The organism is Cryobacterium sp. BB736, from assembly GCF_014980265.1.
In the GTDB taxonomy this organism is placed as follows: domain Bacteria; phylum Actinomycetota; class Actinomycetes; order Actinomycetales; family Microbacteriaceae; genus Terrimesophilobacter.
The window spans coordinates 992948-1007670 of sequence record NZ_JABXWQ010000001.1 but is presented as its reverse complement, the minus strand read 5'-3'; the positions used below and the strand labels follow the sequence as shown (position 1 = coordinate 1007670).

The following is a 14723-nucleotide window of genomic DNA, read 5'->3' as shown; positions in this document are numbered from 1 at the left end:
TGGTGTGAGCCATTTGGGCAACTACTCCCGACTCGATGCGGGGCGGCGGGCGAACGCGTGCGCCTTCGGTGCGAGCGCGGCTGAGAGTTCGCGGAACCGCTCGACCGACTGATGCCCGGGCCAATCGACTGGCAGCACGCTCGCCGGCAGCCCAGGGTCGAGGTACGGGATGATGCGCCAGCGGTCGAGCGCGTGCGTCCAGCGCGCGAATGCCTCGCGTTCGTCGGCGGCCGAGCCGTCGTGAGCTGTCGCGTCGAGGAAGACGCGGTGTAACCCGGCGAGGCGGTCGAGATCCCACCACCCAAGCGCGTGACGTCCGAGCCCGTCCGGTCGCTCGGCCGTGAACAGGGTGGCCGCGTCCTGCAGGTCGAGATCTGTGAGGATCAAACGCACCTCGTCGGCAAGGAATCCCGGCGCGATCCACAACCCGTCGGCGACGGTGCCGCAGCCGATCCAGCCGAGACGTCGCCGCAGTTGATGCCGGGCGGCCCGACGCGACTCGGGCACGCTGTAGGACACCAGGCACCAGGGGTCGCGTTCGCCCTGCTGGCGGTAGTTGAAGATGCGGCGGTCGCCGCGTTCGAGCATCGGGACGGCATCCGGATTCAACCGGTAGCCGGGCGCCGCGCCGCCATCGGCCAGCAGCAGACCCTTCTCCTTGACCCTCGAGATCGCGGTGCGCGCGGCAGGGCCGGCGACACCGGCGGCGTCAAGCAAGCGCACCAGGTCGGACGCCCGGATGCTGCCGCCCAACTCGCGCAGGAACGCGCCGACGATGGTGCGCAGCAGCGACGTCGCACTGCCGGCGCGCGAATCGAAGTCGTCCAGAATCACGCCGCGTCGAGCTCCTCGGCGATGGCTTCCACACCTACCTGCACCTCGGCGAAACTCGTCGTCAGCGGCGAGAGGCCCAGCCGCAACCCGTGCGGACGACGGAAGTCCGGGATCACGCCGCGCTCCCACAGCCGCCCGACGACGTCGCTGAACGCCGGGTGGTCGACGGTCACGTGGCTGCCCCGACGCTCCGGGTCGCGCGGCGACGACAGCGCGGCACCGCGCGGGACCAGCAGCTCGTCGGCAAGGTCGATCGCGAACTCCGTGAGCGACACGGACTTCGCCCGGATGGCATCCATGCCGGCGGCGTCGATGAGGTCGAGCATGTCCTGCATCGCAAGCATGCCGACCACCGACGGTGTGCCGCTGATGAAGCGCCGGATGCCCGCGTGCGGCGCGTAATCCGGTCCCATCTCGAACGGGTTGGCGCTGCCCATCCAACCCTGGATCGGCTGCCGCATGCTGTCCTGGTGCTCGGCGCGCACGTAGCCGAACGCGGGCGAGCCGGGTCCGCCGTTCAGGTACTTGTAGGTGCATCCTGCGGCGAGGTCCACTCCCCATGCGTCGAGCTCGGTGGGCACGACTCCGACCGAGTGGCACAGGTCCCACAGCACGAGCGCGCCGGCGTCGTGGGCGATGCGGGTGATCTCCCGGGCATCGGCGAGATAGCCAGAGCGGTAGGCGATGTGGGAGAGGACGACGAGGGCGGTGCGGTCGCCGACGAGCGCGGCGACCTGGTCGGGCGTCACCCCGCCATCCGGCGCCGACGACACCCAACGCAGCGTCGCACCGCACTCGGCGGCGATTCCGGAAGCCACGAAGCGGTCGGTCGGGAAGTTGTCGGTATCGACGACGATCTCGTCACGGCCTGGTCGCGCGGCCAGCGCGGCGCGGATGAGCTTGTAGAGGATCACCGTGGTGGAGTCGCCGACGAACACCTGACCGGGCGCCGCGCCGAGCACGACCTTGCCGATGCGGTCGCCGATGGTCAGCGGCAGGTCGTACCACTGCTCATCCCAGCCGCGGATCAGCCGTCCGCCCCAGTGCTTCTCGGCGAACTCGGTGAGTCGCTGCACGCTTGCCCGGGTCGGCCGCCCGAGCGAGTTGCCGTCCAGATAGGCGATCACCTCGCCGTCGGTGACGAACCTCTCGCGGTAGCCGGCGAGCGGGTCGGTGCTGTCGAGTTGTGCTGCGGTGGTCATTGCGCGAGTCGCTCCAGGAGTTGGTCGGGGGTGATGGCGGATGCGCCGGCGAGCCAGGCCGCGGTGTCCGCATGCCGGTCGTCGGCGAGGTGGGACAGGATGCGGCCGAAGCGCGCGGGCGCGATGGCGGCCACGAGTTGGTCGCCGCCGAACCCGGCTTCGGTCAGCGCGCTCAGCTCGCGGTGGTTGATGCCGACCGGCAGCGGTCCGTTGCCGAGATCCGTGCCGTAGACGACCCGGCCGCCGAGGTCCCGGAAGTGGCGGACGTTGTCGCTCGCGATGTCGAAGGCGGTGGTCGGCTCGCCCCAGCCGTGGATGTCGAGTGTGCTCACCCAGCTCACGTTGTCGGCCATCGCCGACAGCAGGTCGTCACTCAGGCGCTCGGTGAACGGCGCGTGCGCGAATCGGTCGACGCCCGCCCTGAAGGCCCGCTCGGCCTGCCCAGCCCCCTCGACATGCGCGGTCACGCCGAGGCCGCGGGAGTGGGCTTCTCCGACGATCGCGCAGAGCTTGGCGTCATCCAGCACCGGACCGGCCGCCGCGTTGAGCGTGACCTTGATGAAGCTCGCGCCGGCGTCGAGCTGCCGCTGCACCGCAGCGCCGGCGTCGTCGGTGCCTGCCACCTCGAGCACGGATGCCGTTGGCGCCCAGTCACGGTCGGATGGGTAGCCGCCGGGCGCGGTGAGGAATGCGCCCGCGAACCGGACCTCGGGGAGGTGTTGGTCCGCTGCCCAGGTGCGCGCGGCATCCGGATCCCAACCGCAATCGTCGACCGCGCCGATCCCGGCTGCGAGGAGGGCGGTCGGGTCGATGAGACCGAGGTGCACGTGCGCGTCGCGCAGGCCGGGGAGCACGGTGCCCGGCAGGTGAGCGGTCGGCGTGGCTGCCGAGCGGCGGATGCCGCGGTCATCAACCTCGAGCACGGTCGGTCCGAGCCACTCGCCCGCCCAGCATTCGTCGACCCGGAATACAACCCGCTGCCGCTGGCCCCGGGATTGCGAAGCGATCGTCTCGAAACCAGCCTCCGCGATGTGGTTTCGAGACGATCGGCCTTCGGCTGATCCCTCAACCACCGGTTGCCCCGATCTCCGTCCGAACCGCAAACAGCTCGGGGAAGAACGTCAGGTCGAGTGCCTTCTCCAGGAAGCCGACACCGCTTGATCCGCCGGTGCCGCGCTTGGTGCCGATGATCCTCAGCACGGTCTTCAGGTGCCGGAACCGCCACTGCTGGAAGTTGTCCTCCAGATCGACGAACTCTTCGCAGGTCTCGTACTCGAGCCAGTGCTCATCCGGGTTCTCATAGATGGTGCGGAAGGTGGCGACCAACTCCGGCGTGAATGAGTACCCCTGCGTGACATCACGCTCGAGCACGCTGCTCGGCACCTCGAAGCCTCGACGCGCGAGGTAGCGCAGGAACTCGTCGTAGACGCTGGGGCTCGCCAGCAGTTCGGACAGCAGCGCGTGCGCCTCCGGGTGCGACTCGAAGACGCGCAGCATGCCTGCGTTCTTGTTGCCGAGCAGAAACTCGACCGCACGGTACTGGTAAGACTGGAATCCGGATGCGTTGCCGAGCACTCCGCGGAACTGCGCGTACTCGGTCGGTGTGAGGGTGGCCAGCACCGACCACTGCTCGGTGAGGGTGCGTTGGATGTGCTTGACGCGCGCGACGTTCTTCAGCGCCGGTTGCAGGTCGTCGCGGGCGATGGAGTCGCGGGCGGTGATCAGCTCGTGCAGCACGAGCTTCAGCCAGAGCTCCGTCGTCTGGTGCTGGATGATGAACAGCAGCTCGTCGTGGTGCTCCGGGCTGCTCACCGGCACCTGCGCCGACAGCAGCCGATCGAGCTGCAGGTAGGAGCCGTAGCTCATCCGATCGCGGAAATCGGTGACGATCTCCTGCTCGATCTCACGTTCGCCGCCTCGCGCATCCGTCATGCCGCACAGCATATTGCGCTTTCGTGACGACCGCCATGATTGTGAGACTGCTCTCTGTCCTGCCCCGGTCGGGACAGGCGCCCTGCACGAGTGACCGGTGCCCGTGACGGCGGGACGGGCCGGCCGCATACCGTGGGGGCGAACCTATGAGGAGCCACCATGAGACGTTTCCCGCTCGCCGCCGCCGCCTTGGCCGCATCCCTTGCGGCCACCGGCTGTGTGGCCCATGCCGCACCGGCGACTTCGCCGCTCGAAGCCACAGTGCTCGACACCCTGCTGCGGGTCGTCGAGGAATCCGGGGCACCCGGTGGGCTGGTGCTCGTGCGTCATGGTGATGAAGAGTTCACCCTCGCAGCGGGCGACGCCGACCTCGACGGGACAGAACTCACCACCGACATGCATTTCAGGATCGCCTCGAACACGAAGTCGATGACCTGCACCGTCATGCTGCAGCAGGTGGATGCAGGGGTTATCGAGCTCGACGACGAGCTCATCGAGTACGTCGATCGCAGCGAGGAGTTGCGCTCGTTCGATGAACGGTACGACCTGAGCGGCATCACCTTCCGCAACCTGTGCCAGCACACCTCCGGGGTCGGCGACTACCGTGAGGCGCTTTTCTCGACCATCTTGGGCGACATGAGCGCTCCGCTGGAGCGCTCGGAACTCATCGAGGCGACACTGTCGGCACCGCGCGTCGGCGAGCCCGGCCAGCGCTTCTCCTATACCAACGGCGGGTACGTGCTGCTTGGTCTCGCGATTGAGGCGATCACGGACACTCCGTGGGCAGAGTTGTACGAAGAGGGCATCAACCGACCGCTCGGCCTTACCGGCACGAGCTACCCTGCCGCATCCGAAACTCGGCTGCCGGAGCCTTTCTCGCACGGCTACATGGCGGCGTTCGACGACTCCCTCAAGCCGATACCGAACAGCGCCGACGACGTGACCGAGCTCTCCGCGAGCATCGCCTACGAGTCCGGCGGGGTCGTGTCGACGATCGAGGATCTCGGCACCTGGGTCGAAGCGGTCGCCACCGGCGAACTGCTCAGCGACGAGTCATTCGCAGCGCAATGGGACACGCGTGCGACGGGAGTGGGCAAGTCCTATGAGACCGCATATGGACTCGGCGTGCAGGAATACGGCCCGTACCGCGGGCACGGCGGGGACATGCCCGGCTTTGTGACGCAGATGCTGCACAACCCGGAGACCGACACGACCATCGTCGTCATGCTCAACAATTCGGATGCGTCCGGCTGGTTCATCGAGCTGGTCGGGGCGCTCATCGCCGCACAGGTCGAGCCGGACGCGGTCCCGTGGACCGTCGATCGGATCGAACGCCAGCTGTTCGGCTCCGGTGGTTGAGGGATCGGCGCAGCCGATCGTCTCGAAACCACCACAACCGGCTGGTTTCGAGACGATTCGCTTCGCGAGTCCCTCAATCAGCGGGTGCCGATCAGGCCACGAACTCGTCGATTTGGTTGATGGCGTCGGTTGAACCCTCGACCACTCCCATGTCGAGCACGGTCTGCAGTCCCTCCACCGTTTCGTAGGTAGACACATAGGTGGCGTGCGTTCGACCGTCGCGCTCGGTGAATGTGTAGACGCTCGTCGCGACCGGCTGCTCGGGATCGGGGTTGAGGTCCTCGTCGGCGAAGCCGTCCTCGAACGCGAAGGAACGCGGCTCGTCCACCGCTGTGACCTTCCAGTACCCGCCGAACTTCTCCCCCTCCGGCCCGGTCATGAAGTAGGTGACGCGACCGCCGGGAGTCAGATCGTGTTCGACGACCGTCGCCGGGAAAGTCGGCGGTCCCCAGACCTTCTCGAGCTGGCGCGGATCTGCGTAGACCTGCCAGACCCGCTCGACTGGTGCGGCGAACTCGGCGGTGATGGTGAGGGTACGGGCGTCCAGGTCTTGCTTGACATCGGTGACAGGCATGTTCAGTCCTTCGAGTTGGTCTGCTCGTCGCCAACCTACAACTGTTCGGTGGTGGTTCAAGGTCCGCGCGGAACCTGACAGACATTTCGCAGGCGTAGGCTGGCTCCTTGCCGAAAGGAGCGAAGATGCGCGTCGCCGCGTTCGATTGCGGAACCAACTCGCTGCGCCTGCTGATCGCGGACGCACAGGACGGTGCCCTGACCGACGTCGTGCGCACCCTCGAATTGGTGCGTCTCGGTCAGGGAGTGGACCGCACCGGGCGCTTCGCCGACGACGCACTGGCCCGCACGCTAGAGACCACCCAGCGCTACGCCGACCTGTGCCGTGAACACGGTGTCGAGAGGATGCGGTTCGTCGCCACCTCCGCAACGCGCGACGCCGCCAACCGGGACGAGTTCCTGAACGGCGTGCGCGACATCCTGGGCGTCACGCCCGAGGTGATCAGCGGCGGGGAGGAGGCGGCGCTGTCGTTCCGCGGCGCCGTGAGCGTTCTTGGTTCCGATGCTGAGACCGAGCGCCTAGTCGTCGATCTTGGCGGTGGCTCGACCGAGCTCGTGCTCGGCGATGGGACGCCGATGTCGTCCTTCTCGATGGACGTCGGCTGCGTGCGACTCACTGAGCGACACCTGCACTTCGACCCGCCCACCCAGGCGCAGCGTGCGGCCGTACGGGCAGACGTGAACGCGGCGCTCGACGAGGCAGCAGCGGTCGTCGACCTCAGCCGCGCGAGCGAACTCGTCGGGGTTGCCGGCACGGTGACGACGGTCACTGCGCACGCCCTCCAGCTGCCGAGGTATCAGCCGGAGGTCATCAACGGGACTCGGCTGTCGGTCGAGAGGGTGCTCGAGGCCTGCGCCGACCTCGCGTCGATGCCGCGTGAGCAGCGAGCAGCGCTCCCCTATATGCACCCGGGTCGTGTCGATGTGATCGCATCCGGCGCCCTGGTCTGGTCGGTCATCGTCGGACGCGTGCGCGACGCATCCGGAATCGACACCGTGGTCACAAGCGAGCACGACATCCTCGACGGCACAGCACTCTCGCTCGCCGACTGAACGCCGGCCGGGCAACCCGGGGGGCTACCCGGCCGACAATCGTGTTACGGGGTTAGCCAGTCGAGCTGGTTGGTCAGCCAGTCGAGCAGGCCGGGCAGACCGCCGCGCGCCGGCTGCACCCGCTGGGCGTCGCTCGTCGCTGACCCGTCAGCGTAGCCATCGGCGCTGGCCGTCACCACGACGCTCAACTGGGTACCCAGGTCAGCATCGGTGATCCGGTAGCTGGCACCCGTCGCGCCATCGATCGGCTCGCCGTCGCGCAGCCACTGGTAGCTGAACTCGGGCTTCTTGACGCTCCAGTTGCCCGCATTCATCTTGACCGTGTGGCCGACCTTAGCCGCGCCGGTGATCTTCGGCTCCTTGACGTTGGCAATCGCCTCAAGGTTCGAGGTGATTGCCAGCGGGTAGGCGATCTCGGTGCCGTTCTCGACTACCCGGATGGTGAGCAGCAGGGTTCCCTCCGCCGCGTCATCCGGGATCGTGATCGTCACCGTCGCCCGACCCTGCTCATCGGTCGTGTCGACGATGGTGCCGTCGATCGTGGCCGAGCCGAGCACGGTGTCGCCGGCGAGCACCTCGACGGTGCCCGTGGTCGGCCCACCGCGCGTGAACACCAGCGACGACAGGTCGAGGGTGACCTGGTCGCCGGCGCTGTAGCCGTCGGCATCCGCGTCGGACGGGTTCACGCCGACCGAGCGCTCGGCGTAGTCGGGCGATGCGACCGGGTTGGCCACGAAGTAGTCGACCATCGCCTGCAGGTCGACCCGCCCGCTGTCGGCACGCTGCGTACCATCGCGGAAGGTGACGAAGTTGTCGCCACCGGATGCGAGGAACGAGTTCGCGACGACCCGGTACTGGCCGGCCGGGTCGATCAGCTCACCGTTCAGGTACATCGCGGTGATCCGTTCGCCGACGGCCGCTGACGGGTCGTAGACGTACTCGAACCCTTCAGAAACGCCGAGCTTCAGGAATGGACGCGACGTGCCTGCTGGCTGCCACTGCTGCTCCAGGATCTGCCGGATCTGCTCGCCGGTCAGGGTCATCGTCACGAGAGTGTTCGCGAACGGCTGCACCTGGGCGGCTTCACGGTAGGTGACGTTGCCATCCGGGTCGTTCGGCCCCGTGGACGCGTACACCAGGTCGGCACGCAGGCCACCGGGGTTCATGAACGCGATTTCGGTGCCGAGTGCGGCGGTCGCCCACAACTGCACGTCGGCGACGAAGTTGCCCAGCGACGACTCCGCACCGCGGTTCTCCACAATTCCAGTCGGGTTGGCCGGAGTGGGCGGAACCAGGTTCTGCATGCCGCGGTAGAAGGACTCGGTGATCTCACCCACCTTCACGGAGCCGAGGACATCCGCTGCCTTGGTCGCCTCGGCGACGATTGCGGCAACCTCGGCATCCGGGGTGAATCCCGTGATCGGCAGGATCTCGGCGGTGAAGCTGATGATCTCCTGCGTCTCGGCATCGACGCTCAGGTCGAGGTGCGCGTAGTTCTGGCCGTACTGACCGGCGGAGACCACGAGGCGCGGAAGGTCCATGCCGGGGATCTCGATCTCGTGGTCGTAGGCCAGGTGGGTGTGGCCGGAGACGATCGCATCAACCGTCGGGTCGACGCCCATCACGATCTGGCCGAATGCAGAGTCATCTGTCGATGACGCCACATCCGGTGTCGCCGCGCCCTCGTGGACGAGCAGCACCAGCACGTCGGCCTCGCCATTGGCCAGGTCACCGTCGGAGAGTTCGCCAGCCACGCGGTTCACCTCCACCACGATGTCGCGCACCTCGAGCGTTGCGATTCCCGCGGGGCTGACCAGACTGGACAGCTCCTCGGTGACCGCCCCGATGAAGCCGACGGTCACGCCGTCGAACTCCTGCAGGAAGTACTCCTGGTAGGCCGGCTCGCCGGTCGCGCGGTCGTACAGGTTCGCTGCGAGGTACGGCCAGTCGGCTTCCTGCAGGATGCGGTTGTCGACATCGTCACGGCCCTGGTCGAACTCGTGGTTGCCGAACGAGCTGGTGTCGAGCCCGATCGCGTTGAGCGCGTCGATGGTCGGCTGGTCCTGCTGGATGAACGACGTGAACGTCGATGCGCCGATCAGGTCACCCGCGGCCACGAACGTGGTGTTCGGGTTTTGGGCCTCCCAGTAGTCGACCATGCCGCCCAACTGCGCGGCACCCGCGGCGTCCGAGGCGGCTTCGATGCGCCCATGGAAGTCGTTGATCGTCAGGATCTCGATCTCCACCGGTGCGATTTCGGCCGAGACGCCGACCTTGATCGGGTCGTGGTCGCTCGAGCGGAACACGCTGTCGGGGTCTGTGGCATCGAATTCGTAGCCCCGGTCGCCCCACTCGGGCGCGTTGATCGCCCACGAACCGGCTCCGGTGACGGATGCCGCGGCCGAGGGGCTCGCGATGATGTGGTCGAGTGAACCCCACTCGCCGTTGAAGGTGTAGGTGTACTGGCCGTCGGTCAGCTCGGTGAGCAGGTCGACCCAGCCGGCGTCGGTGAAGACCTGGACCGGGTCCTCCTCCGGGTAGGCGTTGAAGTCACCGATCAGGAAGACGTCCTCGCTCTTGGCAGGGTCGGTGCTCACTTGCTCCACGAGCGCGAGGAGGCTGTTCGCCTGCTCGACCCGCTCGGCGTTGAAGTGTCCCTGACCGTCGGCCGGATCTGCACCGGTGCCGCTCTTCGACTTGAAGTGGTTGGCGATGACCGTGAAGACCTTGCCGGTCTCGTTCGCCTCGAAGGTCTGCCCGATGGGCTCACGCGCGATGTCCCACACGGTCTCGTCGACCTGAGTGAAGCTGTCGCCGACCGTGGTCACCGCCGCGGGCTTGAAGATGATCGCGTTGGTGATGAAGTCGGTGATCGCCGCGTCGTTCAGCCCGGCCGGGGTGGGGACGTAGTCCCACGTGCCGGCACCGGCAGCCGCGTTGAGCGCGGCGACGAGCGCCTGCAGCGCCTCATCGACCGGCTCGCCCAGCTTGACCGAGTTCTCGATCTCCTGCAGCGCGACGACATCCGCTCCCAGCTCGTTGATCGCCGTGACGATCTTGGCCTGCTGGATCGCGAAGTCGGCTGCGGTGTCGGCGCCGCGCGCCTGCGAGTTCTGGCTGGTCAGCGTCGTGAAGTAGTTGAACACGTTGAAGCTGGCGATCGAGAAGTCACCGCCCACCTGCGGGGCGGATGCCGGGCGCGGGTTGGTCGGCTCGAAGGTCGGCTTGAACGGGGCCCCGTTCGCGTCGGTGATCGGCACGGTCGGCTGCAGTCGCCACTCGTTGAAGCCCCACGCCAGCACGTACGGCGTCGCCGGGAAGACCGCCTTGTCGCCGTTGCGGACGACGACGTCTTCGGTGAGGTATGGCTGATCGCCGACGTGGTTGCTGTTGTCCACCCGGATGCTGTAGCCATCGTCGAGCAGCAGGCGCTTCGCCGCGTTGGCGGCCGCGATCGCGTTGGCGTCGGCACCGGCATCCGTGGTCTCGGTGCTCTTCACTGCCGGCGCTTGAGCGCTCAGCCACAGCTCGCCGAAGCTGAACAGGTTGTGGCTCGAGCCCAGGTAGTAATCGCCGGTCGGGGTGACGAGCTGGCTCTCCAGTACCTCACGGTCGGCGCCGACGAGCGTTGCGGGAAGCGGCGTGGCCTCGGGAACACCGACGCTGGCCTCGACGAGCTCGGTCTGCGCGGCCGTGGTCGCGCTGATCTGGGTTTGGTCGAAGTTCTCGCCCGCGGTACCTGTGACGCGCACCTTGTCGCCGATGGCGACCGCCGGGTTCGCGTTGTTCAGGTAGACGAAGATGCCGTCGGATGCGCCGGGCGTCGCGTCTGTCGCACCGCCGGAGCCCTCCGTCTGGATGACGATGCCGCGGAAGTTGCTGACGCCGCGGTAGTCGGCGGTGACGATGCCCTCGACCGTGACGGTCTGGCCGGTCAGGGGCGTTGTGGCCGCTGCGCCCTGCACTTGGGCGATCGTGTGGGTTACTTCTGCGGCGTTCGCCGCAGTCGCTGTGAGCCCGGTGAAGGCGAGGGCGATCGTTCCAACCGAGGCGACGAGACCCAACCGGCCCCGTCCCCTCCTTTTCGTGTTGAGGGTGGAGTCGGCTGATTCCTGCAAGGTGTCTCCCCGTAAGCAATGCGCCGCTCGCGCGACGCAAACAGAGGCCCCCGGATAGGGGTCATTGAGCAGAAGTTACCCTGTCCCCCGTTCGAGGGGAAGATCTCTCGCAAAAATTCATGGTTTGGTCACCGTTTGGTCGCGCGGCTGGGGGAGGCTGCGCCATCCCGCGCCCGTTGCGGACATCCGCGACCGGTGCACCTGGCGCGGTTGTCCGGAACCGGCGCGGAGGGCGGGAACGTGGGCGGATCTGGCGGCCGTCAGCTCGGGTTGGCGGCAGCCTCGAGCGCGTCCGCGGCGCGCTTCGCGGAGCTGCCGAGACCGAGTTCTGTCGCCAGTTCCTCGATGCGCGCCCGGCGGGCGTCGTCGAACGGTCGGATGCCGGCGTCGATGGGGCCGAGCTCAAGGTCGCGCACCACCTCGACGACCTTCGGGGCGACGGCCAGGTAGTCGGCGGCATCCGTCAACTTCGCCCTGACTCCGGCAGCCATCTCGGCGGCCCGGTCGTCGGCAGCGGCGATGATCCCCTGCAGGTCGCCGAAGCGCTGCAGCAGGCCGGCGGCGGTCTTCTCGCCGACTCCGCGGACGCCCGGCAGTCCGTCGGAGGAATCGCCGCGCATCGTCGCGAAGTCGGCGTACTGGGCTGCGCCGATCCCGTACTTCGCCCGGATGACATCGTCGGTGACCACCTCGAGCCGACTCATGCCCGCTGCGGTGTAGATGACTCGGATGTCGCGTGCGTCGTCGACGAGCTGGAACAGGTCGCGGTCGCCCGTGACGATGTCGACCGGACCGGATGCCTGGGTCGCGAGACTGCCGATGATGTCATCCGCCTCGTGCTGCGCGGCGCCGATCACGGTGATGCCGAACGCGTCGAGCACACGCCGGATGTTGGGGATCTGCGCGACCAGCGCCTCCGGCGTCTCCTCGACGTCGACGCCATCCGGTATCAGCTGCGCAACGCGTTGCGCCTTGTAGCTGGGGATCAGGTCGACGCGCCAATGCGGACGCCAGTCGTCGTCCCAGCAGGCGACCAGCTCGGCGGGCCGGTATTCGGTGACGAGGTTGGCGATCATGTCGAGCAGGCCGCGCACGGCGTTGACCGGCGTGCCGTCCGGCGCCTTGACGGTGTCGGGCACGCCGTAGAACGCGCGGAAGTACAGCGACGCGGTGTCGAGGAGCATGAGGCGGGCGGGCGTCATACGCCGACCCTACCGAGCGGGTAGGTCGCGCGGGGAAATCGAGGAGAACACACCAGCTCTTGCGCGACAGGGCGTTGGCTCTAGGCGCCCAGCGAAATGTTTTTCGGCTCCGGGAAGTCCGACACTGGCGCATCGGTCAGCGGCGCCAGTTCGAGGTAGCTGAGTTGTCCATCGCGCATCGCGCGGGTGAATCGCCCACGCGCGGGTCGAATTTGACCCGCGCGTGGAAGTTCCACCCGCGCGCGCAACTCGGGGTCTCGACGAGCTCGACCACCGAGGTGGTTACAGCGCGGCGAGGTCTCCGAGCAGCACATCGCCGGGGGCGACGTGGTCGAAGCTGGGCGAGATCTCCGCACGCTTCAGCAGGTCGTCCATCTTGCGACGGCGACGCGCGTTCACGAGCGTCACGACTGTGCCCGGCTTGCCCGCGCGGCCCGTGCGGCCGGCACGGTGCAGGTAGCTCTTGTACTCGTCCGGCGGGTCGGCCTGGATCACCAGCGAAATGTCGTCGACGTGGATTCCTCGCGCCGCGACATCCGTCGCCACGAGCACCTTGACGCGCCCGTTGGTGAGCTTCTCCAGGTTGCGCGTGCGGCGCGCCTGGTTCAAGTCGCCGTGCAGGCTGACCGCGGGGATGCCCGCGTCGTCGAGGTCGTCGGCGAGCTGCTCGGCAAACGCACGAGTGCGCGCGAAGATGAGCGTCTTGCCTGCACCGGATGCGAGCTGCTCGATGATGTCGCGCTTCTCGCGCTGGTCGATCAGGAGCACCCGGTGGTCGATGGTCGAGGACGCCTGGTCCTCACCAGCGACCTCGTGCACGCTCGGGTCGACGAGGAACTCGTCAACGAGCGCGGCAACACCGGTGTCGAGGGTCGCTGAGTACAGCAGCTTCTGGCCACCGTCGGCGGTCTGCCGGATGATGCGCTGCACGGGCTCGAGGAAGCCGAGGTCGCACATGTGGTCGGCCTCGTCGAGCACCGTGATGGTGATCTCGCTGAGGTCGAGACGACCCTGGTCGATGAGGTCCTCGATGCGGCCGGGCGTGCCGATGATGATGTCGACGCCGCGCTGCAGCGCAGTGACCTGGCGATGCTGCGGCACGCCGCCATAGATCTGGGTGGTGAACAGGCCGACGCTGCGGGCGATCGGCTGCACGGTGCGGTCGATCTGCAGCGCGAGCTCGCGGGTCGGGGCGAGGATGAGCGCGCGGGGCTTGCGGCCCTGCTGGCGCTTCTTGCCGCCGCCATTCTCCATCAGCCGCTCGACCAGCGGGGCGCCGAACGCGATGGTCTTGCCCGAGCCGGTCTTGCCGCGGCCGAGCACGTCGCGACCCTGGAGCACGAACGGAATCGTCGCAGCCTGGATCGGGAACGGTGAAGTGGCGCCGAGCTCGTCGAGCGCACGGGTGATGTTGCCGCCGAGGCCGAGCGCTGCGAAGGTCACACCCTCGACGTCGGTTGCCTGGATCGCGTCGGCTTCAAGCTTCTCAAGCACGACATCCTCGTGCGCGGTGAAGCGCTCGGCGGTCTTGTCCGGGTAGAAGTTGGAGTCGCGGCGCGGCCGGTCCTCGTAACGCGGGCGCTCGTCACGACGCGGGCGGTCCTCATAGCGGGGACGCTCGTCACGACGCGGGCGGTCCTCATAACGGGGACGCTCATCCCGGCCGGGACGGTCTTCGTAGCGCGGACGCTCGTCGCGGTTCGGGCGGTCCTCGTAACGCGGACGCTCGTCACGACGCGGGCGGTCATCCTCGAAGCGACGGCCGCTCTGCGGACGATCGCTCCGCTCGTAGCGGGGCCGGTCATCGCGGACTCGGCCGCCCTGCTCACGAGCGGGACGTTCACCGCGGGGCGTCCAGTCCGGGCGACGGTCACTGCGCTCAGTGCGCTGCTCACCGCGGGGCGTCCAATCGGGACGGCGATCACCGCGCTCGGAGCGCTGCTCGCTGCGCGGCGTCCAGTCCGGGCGACGGTCGCCGCGCTGCTCCGAGCGGGGCGTCCAGTCGGGACGGCGATCCGTGCGCTCGGCACGCTGCTCTGTGCGCTCACCGCGAGGCCGCGCGGGTGCGTGCCCGCGATCGGCGCGCTGCTCCGGCGTCCAGCGGGACTTCTTCGCCGCCGTCGCACCCTTTGCGGGCTTGCCGCCGCGAGGCGCTTCCGCCTCCGGGCGGTAGCCGCGGTGCTTCGGGCTCTTGCTGCCGGCCTTGCGGGCGGCAGTTCCGCGCGCGGGCGCGGTGGACTTCTTATATCCAGGCATAGTTCTTTCCGGGTGATTCAGATGAATGAAGAGATACCCGGGCAGCCTTTGGCCGGGGCCGTTTCACATCGGTGATTGTTCACGCACAGATCAATGCGCGAAACCGGCCCTCGAGACTGACAGTTACTTCGTACGCGAACCCTCGCGCTGCCTCAAAGCCGACTTATCTACGCTACACGCCCGTCGCCGGGAAA

Annotated in this window: 10 protein-coding genes; 2 read left to right on the top strand and 8 right to left on the bottom strand. The window is 67.9% G+C overall.

What is annotated here, in order from left to right:
* Nucleotides 1-21 precede the first annotated feature (21 nt).
* From IRG63_RS04905 to kynA, 4 genes are read right to left on the bottom strand one after another with little or no spacing between them, the layout of a single operon-like run.
* Nucleotides 22-834 carry a PaaX family transcriptional regulator C-terminal domain-containing protein gene (locus IRG63_RS04905; RefSeq protein WP_193509371.1) on the bottom strand — a complete coding sequence of 271 codons (813 nt, stop codon included), beginning with the start codon at nt 832-834 and terminating at the stop codon, nt 22-24.
* Nucleotides 831-2036: a kynureninase gene (locus IRG63_RS04900; protein ID WP_193509369.1), complete on the bottom strand. Its 1206-nt coding sequence runs from the start codon at nt 2034-2036 to the stop codon at nt 831-833. Before IRG63_RS04900 ends, IRG63_RS04905 begins: the two co-directional genes overlap by 4 nt.
* Nucleotides 2033-3109: an amidohydrolase family protein gene (locus IRG63_RS04895; RefSeq protein ID WP_193509368.1), complete on the bottom strand. Its 1077-nt coding sequence runs from the start codon at nt 3107-3109 to the stop codon at nt 2033-2035. The genes IRG63_RS04900 and IRG63_RS04895 overlap by 4 nt, the downstream gene beginning before the upstream one ends.
* A complete protein-coding gene (gene kynA, locus IRG63_RS04890; protein ID WP_168626081.1) occupies nt 3102-3968 on the bottom strand; it encodes a tryptophan 2,3-dioxygenase in 867 nt (288 codons plus the stop codon). The genes IRG63_RS04895 and kynA overlap by 8 nt, the downstream gene beginning before the upstream one ends.
* Nucleotides 3969-4127: 159 nt before the next feature.
* Between kynA and IRG63_RS04885 the strand changes: the two genes are divergently transcribed.
* Nucleotides 4128-5327: a serine hydrolase gene (locus IRG63_RS04885; protein WP_193509367.1), complete on the top strand. Its 1200-nt coding sequence runs from the start codon at nt 4128-4130 to the stop codon at nt 5325-5327.
* A 91-nt stretch (nt 5328-5418) separates the two neighbouring features.
* On the opposite strand, the gene IRG63_RS04880 is transcribed toward IRG63_RS04885, so the two are convergent.
* The gene (locus IRG63_RS04880; protein ID WP_168626079.1) at nt 5419-5901 is read right to left on the bottom strand and encodes an SRPBCC domain-containing protein; all 483 of its coding nucleotides are present in this window, start codon (nt 5899-5901) and stop codon (nt 5419-5421) included.
* Between the two features lie 125 nt (nt 5902-6026).
* Between IRG63_RS04880 and IRG63_RS04875 the strand changes: the two genes are divergently transcribed.
* Nucleotides 6027-6953, top strand: a complete 927-nt coding sequence (locus IRG63_RS04875; protein ID WP_193509366.1) for a Ppx/GppA phosphatase family protein — start codon at nt 6027-6029, stop codon at nt 6951-6953.
* A gap of 44 nt (nt 6954-6997) precedes the next feature.
* Here IRG63_RS04875 and IRG63_RS04870 read toward each other — a convergent pair whose 3' ends face one another.
* The 3 genes from IRG63_RS04870 to IRG63_RS04860 form a co-directional block, all read right to left on the bottom strand.
* Nucleotides 6998-11071: an ExeM/NucH family extracellular endonuclease gene (locus IRG63_RS04870; RefSeq protein WP_227411725.1), complete on the bottom strand. Its 4074-nt coding sequence runs from the start codon at nt 11069-11071 to the stop codon at nt 6998-7000.
* A gap of 260 nt (nt 11072-11331) precedes the next feature.
* A complete protein-coding gene (locus IRG63_RS04865; RefSeq protein WP_193509573.1) occupies nt 11332-12255 on the bottom strand; it encodes a 5'-3' exonuclease in 924 nt (307 codons plus the stop codon).
* A gap of 300 nt (nt 12256-12555) precedes the next feature.
* Nucleotides 12556-14529: a DEAD/DEAH box helicase gene (locus tag IRG63_RS04860; RefSeq protein ID WP_193509365.1), complete on the bottom strand. Its 1974-nt coding sequence runs from the start codon at nt 14527-14529 to the stop codon at nt 12556-12558.
* Nucleotides 14530-14723: the final 194 nt, after the last annotated feature.

Bases quoted from the DNA above. Each gene is read 5' to 3' on its own strand.
- IRG63_RS04865 (WP_193509573.1), bottom strand. From the start codon at position 12,255: ATGCTCCTCGACACCGCGTCGCTGTACTTCCGCGCGTTCTACGGCGTG.
- IRG63_RS04885 (WP_193509367.1), top strand. From the start codon at position 4,128: ATGAGACGTTTCCCGCTCGCCGCCGCCGCCTTGGCCGCATCCCTTGCG.
- IRG63_RS04880 (WP_168626079.1), bottom strand. From the start codon at position 5,901: ATGCCTGTCACCGATGTCAAGCAAGACCTGGACGCCCGTACCCTCACC.
- IRG63_RS04875 (WP_193509366.1), top strand. From the start codon at position 6,027: ATGCGCGTCGCCGCGTTCGATTGCGGAACCAACTCGCTGCGCCTGCTG.
- IRG63_RS04860 (WP_193509365.1), bottom strand. From the start codon at position 14,529: ATGCCTGGATATAAGAAGTCCACCGCGCCCGCGCGCGGAACTGCCGCC.
- kynA (WP_168626081.1), bottom strand. From the start codon at position 3,968: ATGACGGATGCGCGAGGCGGCGAACGTGAGATCGAGCAGGAGATCGTC.
- IRG63_RS04900 (WP_193509369.1), bottom strand. From the start codon at position 2,036: ATGACCACCGCAGCACAACTCGACAGCACCGACCCGCTCGCCGGCTAC.